Raw genomic sequence first — 14,305 nt, 5'->3', positions numbered from 1 at the left:
CATAGGTCTTGAGCAGGTTCACGTCGATCGCGGCGGGACGTGGGGCGAGCAACGCGCGCCCGACGTCACTGATGACGAAGAGCCCTCGCCTCGGACTGTCGATTAGGCCCGCTTTCCCCATGTAAAATTTCGCCCAGTGGATGCGGTTGTGGAGTAGGCGCTGCCGTCCGCTAGGCAGCATCTCCTCGCGTTCGGCGTCGCTTAGGCCGAGCACATCCGCCACTTGTTTCGCTACGTCGGGAACTCGGGTCTCCCCGGCTTCCGCCGCTTGCAATACCGGCAACATGAGTGCCTGATAATCTGGAATCGCCAAGTATCATCCCCGTCCAAATCCCCTCTGCAAGCTCCTAGCGCTGGCCACAGAGGTTGTCGCGTCAAGAGCGCAGCGTGCGCAGACTGCAGAGCCCCCCCGAGTCCATCTTCGAAGTTAGAATGGCACGATTTTTCGAAAGTGGCTCTGGGTTGCCGCCATCGCTCTTGGCAGATTCGGCGCATATCGCGCTAGCGCGTAACCGGCGCTTCTCCTAGGACGCGTGGAGCCCCACTAGCCAAGCGGCTGCCATCCGTTTGCCCGTTACGAGTAGCCATTAATGTCGTCGAATCCGCCAGAATTCCCAATCGCCACTGACCAAGGTCCAAGCTCACGCGGGCTCTACCTACAATGGGAGGGCAAGCGAGTTTATCGCCAACTCGTTCCTACGCCCCGCCTGCTGGAACCCGTCGAAAAGTACTCATTTGGCGTCGATCGGCAAAGCATGCTCATCGAGGGGGACAATCTACAGGTTCTAGCCTCTCTAAAGTCACGCTACGCCGGCCAGGTGGATGTTGTGTATATCGATCCCCCCTATAACTTGGGAAAGGATGATTTCCGTTACAGCGACAAGCGGTTTCACGACCCGGACGCGGACGCGGCAGACGCATCCTATGTAACGAATGAGGACGGTGGCCGCCATACAAAGTGGCTAAACTTCATCGCGCCGCGCCTATACATGCTGTGGCAACTACTCAACGATGATCGGGGCGTAATATTCGTCAGCATCAATGACGTAGAGCTATTCCGCCTTGGAATGTTGCTAAACGAGATATTTGGCGAGCGCAATCACGTAGGTACAATTGTCTGGAAGGGTAATACTGACAACAATCCTACACGCATCGCCATGGAGCATGAGTATATTCTATGCTATGCGAAATCCAAAGATAGACTTTCATCACGGTGGACTAATCCAGAAAGTGAAGCCAAGCAATTGATGCTTGAGGCATTTTCAGATCTAAAATCGAAAACGAAGTCCCAAGCTTCGCTGCAAGCCGAGTTCCAGGCCTTCTGTGAAGAAAACAAGCCACTCATAGGCGATCTTTATAGATACCGGCGGGTCGATAACCACGGTCCCTACGCTGCTCGTCGTAACATGGATAACCCCGGAAAGCCCGGTCATCAGTACGATGTCATTCATCCTAAGACAAAGAAAGCATGTAAGATGCCTTCTTGGGGTTGGCGCTTCACTCCCGAGAGAATGAAAGAGCTGATCAAGCAGGACCGCATAATTTTCGGCGCGACCGAGACGAAAATTCCGGAGCTAAAGGTCTATCTTGAGGATGTGGTATTCCCGCTTCGTAGCGTGATCGCGATGGATTCACGGAAAGGATCCAACGACCTCAACGCACTATTTGGGGCTCGTGACGTTTTCAAAAATCCGAAGCCAGTCGATCTTATTCAGACATTGTTGGGGTACACTACACAAAAAGATAGCCTGATACTCGATGTTTTCGCCGGGAGCGGAACTACCGGTGAAGCCGTCATGAAGCTCAACAAGACCGATAATGGGAGTCGCCGCTTTATCCTAATCGAAGAAGGCGAAGGTTCCGATAAATACTGCCGAACGATGACAGCGAAGCGGCTGCGTCGGGCAATCGAGGTGCACGGTTATTCCGAGGGATTTCAGTTTTTCCAGACAGGGAAAAAGCTCGACCGCCATGCGATTGTAAATCTCGAACGGGATGGATTGGCGAACCTTATCTGCCAGTCTGACGAGACCGGCCGGGGTCGAGGTATCGCGTGCCTGTCGGGATATAAGTATATCATAGGGAAGAACCATAGATCGGAGGCAATTTGCCTCGTGTGGGATGGCGCTGACAACAGTGAGGTTACATCCGACATTCTAAAGGAAGCTGCTACTGAGGTAACAAAGGCGGGGTTGAAAAGACCGTTTCGAATATATGGAACATTCTCCAGGGTTGGGGACACGAATAGCTGGAAGTTTTGTCAGATTCCTGATGAGATCCTCGCGCAGATGCACATTTCCGAAGATTTTCCTGAGGCTGAATAATGGCGCGAATCGAACTTCTTGGCTTTCAGCAGGACGCAGCAGATAAGCTCGTCGATGCCGCTGTTTCATATTTTGCCGCTGGTCAGGATACTTTTGGAGGTCGCCCCGTCCCCTTTGTTGGGCAGCTCAAGGCGGTCACGGGGGCGGGCAAGACGCCAATCCTCGCTAATGTGGTCAGCCGCTTAAAGCCCGCGATCATCCTCTGGACGACAAAGTTTGGCGCGGTCGTTGATCAAACCGTCACCAATTTGCGCGGAAAGTATCGTCACCTACTTGGATCGGGGAATGTCGAGGTCGTGGACTTCGCTGAGATCACCAGCCCATCCCAGTGGGAATATCTCATCGAGCGGAAGGATGGCCTCACGATCATTGTATCTACCGTTGCAGGATGGAATTCGTCCGAAAAGGACGAACGCCTCAACGTGCACCGGCCATGTCCAGATTGGGGCGATCGCACCCGCTGGGACCGTCTGAAGTTTGACCGGCAGCGCCCGCTTTGGGTCGTTTACGATGAAGCCCATAACACGACCACCGAGCAGGTTGAATTGCTCGATGATCTGAATCCTGCGGGATTTTTTGTTGCAAGTGCCAGTCAAATTAAAGGGCGGCTGCAATTCTACTTAACAAGCCTACCGGACAACATACGTGATAAGCGTATTGTCCCGATCAAGACTCGGGATGTCGTTGACGCCCAGTTGCTAAAATCGACTATATCCCTGGCTGACTACGACAGCGCCCCCGAGGAGATGATTGCGGACGTCGTAAAACGTCGCGAGGAGCTCCATGCAGGGCTCCTTGGTCTCCGCTCGTCCGTAGTGCCGAAAGCGATTTACGTCGTGGAGGCAAGCAACGCTCGCAACAAGGATTTCGGGGATTCTCGACCGGGCACGATCTGGCGCGCGTTGGTGAACTTGTATAATGTATCACCCGAAAATATCGCCGTTTGCACCAACACCAAGGATTTACCTCGGGATGCAATCCGTGTGGCAAATATTAATCAACTTTCAGATCAGTTCACCCACATTATTTTTAACAAGAAACTACAGGAAGGCTGGGATGATCCCAGCGTATACATTTGTTATTTCGATGGGAGTACGCAGTCGGCTACGCGCATCCAGCAGGTTCTTGGTCGTGCGGTTCGTCAGCCGGGCATCACGCATTTCAGCGACGAGGTTCTCAATACGGCGTACTTCTTTTTTAATTGTCCAACTGCTTTACTTGAGAAAATTATCGATGATCTGAAAGACGAGCTTAGGATATACAAGAGCGAGGATGAGCCGGGTTTTGAACCATTCGAGTTCAAATATGACCGGAGGCCGGTTTCGAAGATCCCTCTGAAATCTGAGTGGCAAGGCAAATTAACCGTTCCAAACCTCCAGCCGGAAATGCCGGCCGGAGACAGCCTAGATGCCCTCATCAAAAAGAAAACATTTGATTTCAGTGATGATGACCGATCGGCGAGGGGTAAGGCTCTTGTCAATATTGTCTCGGTCAAAACCGGCGATGTTTCTCAAGAAAAACGAAACTTGCTCGAAGATATGCGGGTCCAATGCGGCGCATTCCTTTATCAGAATATCCGGGCGCTATCAAAAAATTGTGTTAGCGCTATTCATCCTTCCTCGTTCTCTAATCCGCAGCTCGACAAGACCGCTTGCTACAACTCAAAGGCTCTTGAGCACTACAGGGATGTCGCCCACAGCGTGGTCCAGGAGTATGAAAATCACGTCAGGCTGAGCACGCTAGCAGACCCGGAGGAGGAGTTTTATTCCGTTGGTCCGTACCAACCAACCGGCGGCGTGGAGAAGCATTTTACGAATGCTGGTCATCCATATTACGATGCGAGCGCATTCCGTGGCGACGAACTCGAAGTGGCTAAAGGACTGGATAAGTTTGCGGGCACGGTATGGGTTCGCAACAAGGATCGCCTTGATTACGGAATTCCTCTCCCTGTTAAGAGCGGGTCCTCGTCGACGTTTTATCCTGATTTTCTTTGGTGGGTGAAATCGACTGTGTGGGCGATCGATCCAACCGGTAAATTCATTCTGAATGAAAAGATTCGGACGAAGATGCTTACCGTGCCAGCACCACTGCGCATCGCGCTACTGACGCGCGGGCATTTAAGTCCTAGTTTCAATTCGATCGGGGATGCCGGTTGGTCTCTGGTGCGCTTTAGACTGGGGAACGCAGCTCCCGAGAATTTCGCATCGCTTGAAGCGGCGTTGTCCGCGCTGGACCAGGAAAGCTGAAGGCCGACAGGCGGCCGGTGCGCTGGTCCTTCGTAATCTACGCGCTCAGGCAAGCTAGGTTTGGCGAGATGATTCGGCGGGAAGCCGCTGCGATGACCGGGGCTGTCCGAGCGCGACCGGCCAAGTCCACGCCAAAATGTGGGAACAGATGTGGTGTCGAGCTAGGCTCTAGCTCGATTTATCACGCAAAATCATAGCGATAAATCGCTTGACTGGTGACCCCTACGGGAATCGAACCCGTGTTTCAGCCGTGAGAGGGCCGCGTCCTAACCGCTAGACGAAGGGGCCTGTGATCGTTCCGGCGATCGGCAGGGGCCGGCCTTTAAGAGCGAGGCCGCATGGCGTCAAGTGAAACTGCGGGCTGCTGCGCCACATAAAAAACCACCCCATGCTATTCGCACGGGGTGGCCAAGGTTCAGGGAGGAGACGCCTCCAAAGGGGAGGCGCCCATACGACACACCCGAAAGGGGGGCAGGTGCGTCGCATCAATGCAGATAGGCCAAGCGCTCGCAGCTTTCAAGGGCCGGATGCTTGCCGATGCAATCTCGATCAACTTTGCATTGAAAAGCCTGTCGTCCTCACGCTTCGACGGGCTGCGGCGGTACTGGCGCGCCGATCGGGCCCTTGCCTTGCTGCACCTGCGCTTCGAACAGCTCGCGCATCAGCTGAAGGGAAAAGAGATGTGCATGGATCAGTGGCAACATGCCGCTCTGATTGATCTTGCGCAGCTGGTCGCCCCGCATGTCGCGCAGCTTTTCCTCATTCACCATGCGGAAGCCGCGGTAGACGAAGGGCTGGTCGTTACCGGGGATTTGGATCGCGACTTCGCCGTCCATGATGAGGTCCAGCTCCGCCAGTTCGCGCATGAACTGGCCGGTCCGGGCGGCGGCCTGCTCGAAATCCTCGCAGAATTTCAAAACGCCCTGAGTCAGCTCGGTAGGTTTGGCATCCTCGAACAGGGGCTGGCCGTCGTCGAACTGACCGATCGCTTCGCTTGTCGGATCGAAACAAAGCGACAGTTCGTCCGAGTCCGGCCGCAGCTTCGCCAACATCCAGGGATAGCGACGGACATAGGCGGGAACATAGGCCGGGCCGCGCAACTTGCCTTCATCGTCCAGGAAGGTGTTGACCCCTTCGTTGAGACCCATCAGCGCCAGCGGCACGGATTCGTCTCCCGCTGAAAAGATGATCGGCACGAATCGCTGGGCCGCGACGAACTCGTCCACCGTCAGAGGCACGGCGTGCTGGCTCACCAGAAACGGCGCCGCATCGACCGAACGGCTGCGAAAATCCGCGTGATCGACGCTGCTCAGCGGGATCAGGTCGTTGTAGAAAACGGGGAGGTTGTTCGCGGGCGCGCTGACCATGATGGAATGTCCGTTCTGTCGAATGAAGCAGCGCGTCATCCCCGCCGCTGGCCTGTGATATCGGGCGAGGGCGATAATGGGCTTGCGGCCGTGAGGCAATCGCTTTGTCGAGTCGCGGTCTCAGCCCTCGTCGGCTCGTGGGATCAGCTTATCCGGATTCATAATGCCCTGGGGATCGAACGCGGCCTTGATCGCCCGCAGCGCGCTAAGGCGGGCCGGGCTAGCCAGGCGACCGAGTTCCGCCCGCTTCATCTGGCCGATGCCGTGTTCGGCGGAAATCGATCCGCCCGCCGCGACCACCGCGTCGTGCACGAAGGCGCTGATCGTTCCACCCTGAGCAGCGACCCAGGCCGGGCCGTCCGGCGTGCCCTTCGGCGCTCGTACATGGAAATGCACGTTGCCATCGCCCAGATGACCGAATGAGGAGGCGCTGGTGCCCGCGAAGGTGCGCTCGGCGGCGTCGGCGGTCTCGACCATGAAGCAGGGCATGCGGGCGACCGGCACGCTCACATCGAATTGCAGCGCGGGTCCCTGCGCCCGTTCCGCTTCCGACAGCGATTCGCGGATCCGCCAGAAAGCCTCGGCCTGTACTTCGTTCGCGGCGAAGGTCGCGTCGAGCGCGAGGCCGCTATCCAGCGCTTGCGCCAGCACATCCTCCAGCAGAAGCACCGGACCCTGCTCGTCGGCCCCGGCCTGATCCACCTCGATCAGCACATGCCAGGGCGCAGGCGTATCGATCGGTCGCCGCGTGCCGGGAATGTGGGACAGGACATGGGCGAGGCCGTCGTTCGCGATGATTTCGAAACCCTCCACCCCGACGCCGATCCGGGATTGTGCGAGTCGGAGGAGGTCGAGCGCGGCGGCCGGAGAGGGGACACCCGCCCAGCCTACGGCTCGCATCGCGATCGCCGGAACGAGGCGCAGGGCGGCGGCGGTGATGACGCCCAACGTCCCTTCCGCCCCGATCAGCAACTGCTTGATGTCATAGCCGCGATTGTCTTTCTTGAGCGCGTCCAGCCCGTCGAAGATGCTGCCGTCGGGCAGCACCGCCTCGATCCCTTCCACCAGCGTCCGCATCGTGCCATGGCGCAACACTTGGGTGCCGCCGGCATTGGTCGAGACGAGCCCACCGATAGTCGCGGACCCTTTGGCGCCCAAGCTCAGCGGAAAGCGCCGTCCCACGGTTGCAGCGGCATCATGCAGGGTCGAAAGGATCACCCCGGCCTCGCACAGAGCGAGATTATCGTCCGCCGAAATGGCACGGATTCTGTTCAGGCGGCGCAACGAGAGGATGAGCGCGCTGCCGTCGGGCGGCGGTGTCGCGCCGCCCACCATGGAAGTGTTGCCACCCTGCGGCACCAGCGGCACGCCCAGCTGCGCTGCCAGCGCGACCACGGCCGACACCTGCGTCGTGTCGGCCGGCGCAAGCATCGCCACGGCTGCGCCGTGGAAGCGACCGCGCCAGTCAGTCAGCCATGGTGCGATGTCGTCAGGGTCGGTAATGACGCCCTTTGGGCCTAGCAGATCCTGAAACCGTGCGATGATGTCCTGTCCAATCATGGGACAGACTATGGCCCGGAATTCATCGACGGTTCAACAGTTGCCCGATAGCGTCCGTGGCAAAGGGGTTCAGATTGTTTCATTCCGTTCTGTTGCTGCTTGCTGCGCCGGCCGCTGAGGCCGTGCAATGGGCGCAACTCTCGATCGAGCAGCGCGTCATCATTCGCGTGCCGATGATGAAGAAGGGAAAAGCGCCGGCCCGTGTGGTGCCGCAGGCGCGCGATGACTGGCGCGAGAAAAAAGGGCCGCGTTGCATCGCGCTTAAATCGATTCGCGGCGCGGCGATCGTGGTGGCGGAGGGTGTCGACCTCATACTCGCCGACAATCACCGCTATCGCGCCCGGCTGGAACGCGGCTGCCGGTCCGCCGGCTTTTATTCCGGCTTCTATGTCGAGCCCGATGATGACGGTTCGCTCTGTTCGGGCCGCGATGAATTGCAGGCGCGAAGCGGCCCGAGCTGCGCGATCGACAGCTTTCGACGCCTGGTGGAAGCCGAGCCAGACGAATGAACTGCGAACCATGACAGGCGTACTGCGCGATTTCCTTGACAAGAAGGCGATATTTTCGCAAGGCGCGGCCGTTTCCGCCGCAGTTTGATGCATGGCGGGCGACCTCCTGTCCCGGACAACTGAATGACTTTTGCCGATCTCGGCCTTTCCGATGAATTACTCAGGGCCGTAACCGAGGCAGGGTATGACACGCCCACGCCGATTCAGGCGCAGGCGATCCCGCCCGTGCTGATGATGAAAGACATTATCGGCATCGCCCAGACCGGCACGGGCAAGACGGCGAGCTTCGTGCTGCCGATGATCGACATCCTTGCCCACGGCCGCAGTCGCGCGCGAATGCCGCGCAGCCTCATCCTGGAGCCGACCCGCGAACTCGCCGCGCAAGTGGCGGAGAATTTCGAGAAATACGGCAAATATCACAAGCTTTCGATGGCTTTGCTCATTGGCGGCGTGAACATGGGCGATCAGGTGGCGGCGCTGGAAAAGGGCGTTGATGTGTTGATCGCGACACCCGGACGGCTCATGGACCTGTTCGGCCGCGGCAAGATCATGCTGAACGGCTGCTCGCTGCTCGTTATCGATGAGGCGGACCGGATGCTCGACATGGGGTTCATCCCCGACATCGAGGAAATCTGCACCAAGTTGCCGGCCCAGCGCCAGACGCTGCTTTTTTCGGCGACCATGCCGGCACCGATCAAGAAGCTGGCGGACAAATTTCTCTCCAATCCGAAGTCGATCGAGGTGGCCCGGCCGGCGTCGGCCGGCATCAACATCACCCAGCGGCTGGTGAAGGTCGATTCGCGCAAGAAGCGCGACCTGCTCTGCGCCATGCTGGAAGCGGAGGAGGTGACCAGCGCGGTCATCTTCTGCAATCGCAAGACGACGGTGCGGGATCTGAACAAGAGCCTGCAACGCCATGGTTTCAAGTCGGGCGAGATCCACGGCGACATCGACCAGGGTTCGCGGATCGCCGAACTCGAGCGATTCCGGGCCGGAACGGTCAACATCCTCGTCGCTTCGGACGTCGCCGCGCGCGGACTGGACATCAAGGGCGTCAGCCATGTCTTCAATTTCGACGCGCCGTGGCATCCCGACGATTATGTCCATCGCATCGGCCGCACGGGCCGGGCAGGGGCGAGTGGCGTTGCATACACTTTCGTCACGGCCGAAGATGCCGAAGCGATCGACAATATCCAGAAGCTGATCGGCACCAAGATCGAGATCGTCGGGCCCCCTGAGGGCGCGCCGCCGCAGGAGCAGGCGAAGGAAGAGCGCAAGCCTGAGGGACCGCGGGCCAGGACACGCTCGCGCGAAGCCCGTCCGGCGCGTGAAGAGCGTCCTTCACGCGAAGAGCAACCAGCACGCGAAGTTAGTTCTCAGCCGGAGGATCGCCGTCCGGTCGAGCAGTCGACGCCGCGTCCCGGGCCGGCCCCACGTTCGCGACGGCAGGACCCCGTCGACGACCAGCCAGACGATGGCTGGAACGGCCCGATGCCCGATTTTCTTTCGGTCGGTTTCGGGAACTGATCGCTGGCAGGCGCAGCTAGAGCAGGCCCATCGCCCGCATGCTGCTATGGCCTTGCCCCGCGATAATGATATGATCATGCACGGCGATGTTGAGGCGCTTTCCGGCCTCGACGATTTGCCGCGTAACATCGATATCCTGTCGGCTGGGTTCGGGCAAGCCGCTGGGATGATTATGCACCAGAATCAGCGAGGCTGAACCCAGGTCGATCGCGCGCCGGATCACCTCGCGCGTATAGATCGCGGCTTGATCAATCGACCCGTCGCCCATATGGTCGTCCCGGATCAGCATGTTGCGGGTATTGAGGTGCAGCACGCGAACCCGCTCGATCCCCAGAAACGCCATGTCGGCGCGCAGATAATCGAGCAGCGCCTGCCAGCTGGCGAGCACAGGCTTCTCCTCAACCGCCCCTCTAAGAACGCGCAGCATGGTCGCCTGCACGATCTTGATTGCGGCTACGCTGGTATCGCCCATGCCGGGCACGCGCGCTATGGCCTCCCAATCGGCTGCCATCAGTCCGCCGATGCCACCGAAGGTCCTTAGCAGCGCTTTAGCGAGAGGCTTGGTGTCACGCCGGGGAATGGCCATAGCCAGCAGATATTCGATCAGTTCATGGTCGAGCAGACCTTCGCCGCCATTTATGGCGAGGCGATGGCGCAGCCGGGCGCGATGGCCTACGCCGTCATGCTGGGCCATTTTTTCGTCGCTGTCGGCCAATATAATGCGTCTCCGGCTGGGCGCAGACGACGCTATGCGACGGCGATTTGCCCGGCAAGGATATTTAGGTGAAGATGGACGTTGTGAATGCGTTACGGATCGTAAACGCAGTCGAACGCCGGGGTGGCTACACGCATGGATGAGAGGGACGGCGAAGATTATGTTCGCCGGGGCTGGCTCCGCTGGCTCGGCGTGGGTGCGGCAATGGTGGTGCTGGCGCTCATTGCGCTGTGGACTCAGCGATCGCCGATCGCAGAAAATTTCGTGTCCAGAGAGCTCAATCTGCGCGGCGTTCAGGCGACTTATGAACTGACCAGGGTAGGCTTGCGGACCCAGCGCATCGAGAACATCGTTCTGGGCGATCCGGCGCGTCCCGATCTTACGGCGCAATGGGTGGAAATCGACCTGGCTTTAGCCGGTGTTACCCCGCATGTTGCTAACGTCCGGGCGGGCGGCGTGCGGATGCGCGCCAGCTATCGTGACGGACTGTTGCGGCTGGGCGAACTGGACAAATTCCGCGATCCCGACTCGACCGCGCCGTTCAGCTTGCCTGATATCGCGCTGGAACTGAGCGATGCACGGCTGCGCATGGAGACCGACGCGGGAACGGCGGGTCTGCGGATAGATGGTTCGGGCAATTTGCGCTCCGGCTTTCGCGGTAAACTGGCCGGGGTGATGCCGAATGCCGCTCTGGCCGGGTGCCGGGTCGCCGGCGTCAGGGCGGTGCTCGGCATTGCGATGCAGAATAGCCGCCCGCATCTCACTGGCCCGGTCCGCGCATCGGCGCTCGCTTGCAAAGCCGCCGGGACCACCATCGCGCAACCGGTCGCAAAGCTCGATCTGACGCTTGGTAAAGCGCTCGATCGGTGGACGGGCCGCGTAAGCCTGACCGGAACAGGGCTACGGTCGGGCGGTGTGGTGCTGGCGAACCCGGCCGGACGAATCGACTTTGACGGGACGCGTTCGGCGACATCGGGCCGCGTGCGCATGCAAGCGCGCGCCGTTTCCGCCGCTGCGATCGTGGCTCAGCGCGCGGAAGTCAAGGGGAGCTGGAATTTCGGCAGCGCCGAGGCGCGCTTCCAGGGCAGGCTATCTGGTCATCAGCTTCGCCTGTCCGGCCGCGATCCGCTGGCATCGTTGCGCGGATCGGCGCGCGGGACGCCGGTCGAACCTTTGGTCTCACGCCTCCTTGGCGCTGTTCGAAACGCGAGCGCCGACAATATGATCCAATCGGAGATGACGGTCGTTCAGCGCGGCGGATCGGGCAGCGTCGTTTTGTCCGGGACTCGCTTCGCCGCTCGAAGCGGCGCGACGCTGGCCCTCGATCCTGGAGGACGGGCAGTATTGAGCTGGCCGGGGCCGGGTGGCGCACCGATCGCCTGGGCGCTCGACGGGGCGGTGACTAGCGAGGGTGGGGGGTTGCCCCGCGTCGCGCTCAGGCTGGCCCGGCGGCCGGGCGGCGGGTTTGGCGGGCAACTGTTCATGGACCCCTATGCATCCGGCAACGCCCGGCTGGCGCTGGACCCGGTTCGCTTTGCCGCTAGCGCGAAGGGCGAGACCCGTTTCAGCACGATTTTGCGTCTTGATGGTCCGCTGCCCGGAGGGCACCTGCGCGGTGTGACGGTTCCGCTCGACGGGGTCATTGCCGGCGACGGCGCGATCGGGATCAATCCGCGCTGCACAGCCATATCCGTCCACGAGGCACGTTACGGCTCGTTCGCCTTACACAATACGCGCCAGACCCTCTGTCCATTGTCGAACGGTCCACTGCTGGCGATAGGTCGTGCGGGTGTTCGGGGTGGCGCGGAACTGCGTAAGGTGGATCTGACCGGGCGCAGTGGTGACAGTCCGATGCGCCTCACCGCCGATGCAGCGCGGTTCACGCTCGGGCACACCGGCTTCTCGCTGTCGAACATGATGTTCGCGGTCGGTCCGTCCGAAGCGCCCGTGCGGCTGACGGCGGCCAGCGTGAGCGGCCAAGCCGCCGCCGCCGGGTTTGGCGGCACATTGGCCGGCGGGGGAGGCCGGATCGGCGTGGTTCCGCTGATCGTCGAAAGTGCGCAGGGCGGATGGGGCTTTGCCAGCGGCGCGCTTAAATTCGCGGCCGGCCTCACCGTGCGGGATGCCGAGGCTAAGGCGCGTTTCAATCCGCTAAATGTCCCCGATTTTGTGTTGACGCTCAAGAACGGCCAGATCGCGGCAAGCGGGACGCTACGCGCGCGACGCAATGGCGCGGCCGTCGTAACCGCCGATATCGCGCATGATCTCAATAGCGGGCGCGGCCGTGCCGATCTTGTGGTGCCGAAGCTCGTCTTCGATGCCTCGCTTCAGCCCGAGGACGTTACGCGGCTCGCGCTGGGCGTGGTCGCCAATGTCGCCGCAACCGTGACCGGCGAGGGACATATCGCCTGGAACAGGACTGGCGTGACGAGCGATGGGGTGTTCCGCACGGACGATGCAAAGCTCGCTGCTGCCTTTGGACCCGTCGACGGGCTATCGGGGGCGTTACGTTTTACCGATCTGCTGGGCCTGGTCAGCGCGCCGGGGCAGGAGGTACGGATCAAGCTTGTGAATCCGGGCGTGGAGGTACGCGACGGCGTCGTCCGTTACCGGTTGGAGGCGGGTCAGCATGTGCATATCGAGGGCGGCGAATGGCCATTTTCGGGCGGCCGGCTCGTGCTGCTGCCTACGACCCTGGATTTCAGCGCTGATGTTGACCGCTATATGACCTTTCGCGTGATCGGCCTGGAAGCGGGGGCCTTTATTCAGGCGATGGACCTAAAGAATATATCGGCGACGGGGACGTTCGACGGCATCATGCCACTGATATTCAGCGCGCAGGGCGGACGAATCGCGGGCGGCGTTCTGGTGGCGCGCCAGCAGGGCATGCCGCCGCTGATCATGCCCGAAGGGGTGCTGCCGACTATCCCCTGCGATCCCGGCCGCCAATCGGGAATACTGTCCTACGTCGGGCCGGTATCGAACGAGCAATTGGGGGTGATGGGCAAGATGGCCTTCGATGCGCTCAAGAACCTCCAATATAAATGCCTCACCATCCTGATGGACGGCGCGCTTGACGGCGAGATGGTGACGAACGTCGTGTTCAACGGCGTCAATCGCGGTCAGATCGGCAATGCCCCGGCCGGCCTCGCACGTAATTTTGTCGGGCTGCCCTTCCTCTTCAACGTGCGGATTGCGGCGCCCTTCCGGGGGTTGCTGGGCACGGCCCAATCCTTCATCGATCCAAGCGCACTCATCCGCAACACATTGGGCGATCAATATCAGGCAAAGCTTCGGCAAGGGCTTGCGGTTCAGCCTGCGGAAAGCGACACTATGCCAAATGGGGAACGGTAATGAAAAGACGAACGATCATGATAGCGGGTTTCGCCGGTTTGGCGGGGATGTCCCTGGGAGCTTGCATTCAGGTGAAGGCGCCCGACAAGCCGATCGAGATCAACCTCAACGTCAAGGTGCAGCAGGAGGTCGTCGTCCGGCTGCAACGCGATGCGCAGGATCTTATTCAGAATAACCCGGAGTTGTTCCCGCAATGACACGCACATCACTGATGATCGCCGCCGCTCTGGCATCCGGTCTCGTTTCGCTGACTCCCGCGAGCGCGCAGTCCGGCGCTGTCGCCGGGGCCGTCGCGTCCGGCGCGGTGGGCGAGCAGGCGGACGGCTATCTGGGGATCGCAGGCTCCGTCGGCGCGGACGTGCGGTCGGAGGTCGAATCGATCAACATCAAGCGCCGCGCCGCCTATACCGATCTTGCCGGCAAGCGGGGCGTGACCGTGCAGGATGTGGCCGCCGCGACCGGGTGCCAGACTCTTAGCAGCCGGGTGAAACCGGGGCAGGCCTATCGCATCGGCGCTGGCGGATGGCAGACCAAGGGCGCAGGTCCGATCGCGCTGCCCCCCTATTGCGCCACGGCGGGGCAATAACCGCTTCTGGCCGCGGACTTTTGTCCGTCCTTCGTTAAAGGCGGCATTCTCCTGCCCTTGTACGGTTGACTATCCCGAAACGCCTTTCTAAACGGGCCGCGCCTTGACGGGTCCAGC

The 14,305-nt window shown here is 60.3% G+C and carries 11 protein-coding genes and 1 tRNA gene; 7 read left to right on the top strand and 5 right to left on the bottom strand.

The window, feature by feature from the left end; genetic code table 11:
* Nucleotides 1-313 (bottom strand): winged helix-turn-helix domain-containing protein (locus tag WG907_RS13525; RefSeq protein ID WP_340233510.1); only part of this gene is annotated, 313 nt, incomplete at its 3' end.
* A gap of 277 nt (nt 314-590) precedes the next feature.
* Between WG907_RS13525 and WG907_RS13520 the strand changes: the two genes are divergently transcribed.
* Nucleotides 591-2,324: a site-specific DNA-methyltransferase gene (locus tag WG907_RS13520; protein WP_340233509.1), complete on the top strand. Its 1,734-nt coding sequence runs from the start codon at nt 591-593 to the stop codon at nt 2,322-2,324.
* Entirely contained in the window at nt 2,324-4,570 is a 2,247-nt protein-coding gene (locus WG907_RS13515) for a DEAD/DEAH box helicase (RefSeq protein ID WP_340233507.1), read from the top strand. Before WG907_RS13520 ends, WG907_RS13515 begins: the two co-directional genes overlap by 1 nt.
* Before the next feature lie 213 nt (nt 4,571-4,783).
* On the opposite strand, the gene WG907_RS13510 is transcribed toward WG907_RS13515, so the two are convergent.
* The 3 genes from WG907_RS13510 to WG907_RS13500 all read right to left on the bottom strand — a co-directional run bounded on the left by WG907_RS13510 (nt 4,784) and on the right by WG907_RS13500 (nt 7,497).
* Nucleotides 4,784-4,858, bottom strand: a tRNA-Glu gene (locus WG907_RS13510).
* A gap of 290 nt (nt 4,859-5,148) precedes the next feature.
* A complete protein-coding gene (locus WG907_RS13505) occupies nt 5,149-5,937 on the bottom strand; it encodes a SapC family protein (protein ID WP_340233505.1) in 789 nt (262 codons plus the stop codon).
* 120 nt (nt 5,938-6,057) lie between these two features.
* Nucleotides 6,058-7,497 carry an FAD-binding oxidoreductase gene (locus WG907_RS13500; RefSeq protein WP_340233503.1) on the bottom strand — a complete coding sequence of 480 codons (1,440 nt, stop codon included), beginning with the start codon at nt 7,495-7,497 and terminating at the stop codon, nt 6,058-6,060.
* Nucleotides 7,498-7,571: 74 nt separating this feature from the next.
* Between WG907_RS13500 and WG907_RS13495 the strand changes: the two genes are divergently transcribed.
* Both WG907_RS13495 and WG907_RS13490 read left to right on the top strand, forming a co-directional pair.
* Complete coding sequence (locus tag WG907_RS13495) at nt 7,572-8,006, top strand: hypothetical protein (RefSeq protein WP_340233502.1); 435 nt, start codon at nt 7,572-7,574, stop codon at nt 8,004-8,006.
* Between the two features lie 123 nt (nt 8,007-8,129).
* A complete protein-coding gene (locus WG907_RS13490) occupies nt 8,130-9,533 on the top strand; it encodes a DEAD/DEAH box helicase (protein ID WP_340233500.1) in 1,404 nt (467 codons plus the stop codon).
* A gap of 16 nt (nt 9,534-9,549) precedes the next feature.
* On the opposite strand, the gene radC is transcribed toward WG907_RS13490, so the two are convergent.
* A complete protein-coding gene (gene radC / locus WG907_RS13485; RefSeq protein WP_445326818.1) occupies nt 9,550-10,227 on the bottom strand; it encodes a RadC family protein in 678 nt (225 codons plus the stop codon).
* Between the two features lie 156 nt (nt 10,228-10,383).
* Here radC and WG907_RS13480 point away from each other — a divergent pair, with 156 nt between their 5' ends.
* The 3 genes from WG907_RS13480 to WG907_RS13470 are packed head-to-tail and all read left to right on the top strand — an operon-like array spanning nt 10,384 to nt 14,188.
* Nucleotides 10,384-13,602: an intermembrane phospholipid transport protein YdbH family protein gene (locus WG907_RS13480; protein WP_340233496.1), complete on the top strand. Its 3,219-nt coding sequence runs from the start codon at nt 10,384-10,386 to the stop codon at nt 13,600-13,602.
* Nucleotides 13,602-13,799 (top strand): YnbE family lipoprotein, encoded by a 198-nt coding sequence (locus WG907_RS13475; protein ID WP_340233495.1) that lies wholly within the window; start codon nt 13,602-13,604, stop codon nt 13,797-13,799. The genes WG907_RS13480 and WG907_RS13475 overlap by 1 nt, the downstream gene beginning before the upstream one ends.
* On the top strand, nt 13,796-14,188 hold the full coding sequence (locus tag WG907_RS13470) for a YdbL family probable chaperone protein (RefSeq protein ID WP_340233493.1): 393 nt from the start codon (nt 13,796-13,798) through the stop codon (nt 14,186-14,188). The genes WG907_RS13475 and WG907_RS13470 overlap by 4 nt, the downstream gene beginning before the upstream one ends.
* Nucleotides 14,189-14,305 lie beyond the last annotated feature (117 nt).

This window comes from Sphingobium fluminis (assembly GCF_037723805.1).
Classification (GTDB): domain Bacteria; phylum Pseudomonadota; class Alphaproteobacteria; order Sphingomonadales; family Sphingomonadaceae; genus Sphingobium.
The sequence above is the reverse complement of the archived record's forward strand: the minus strand, read 5'-3'. Positions and strand labels throughout refer to the sequence as shown.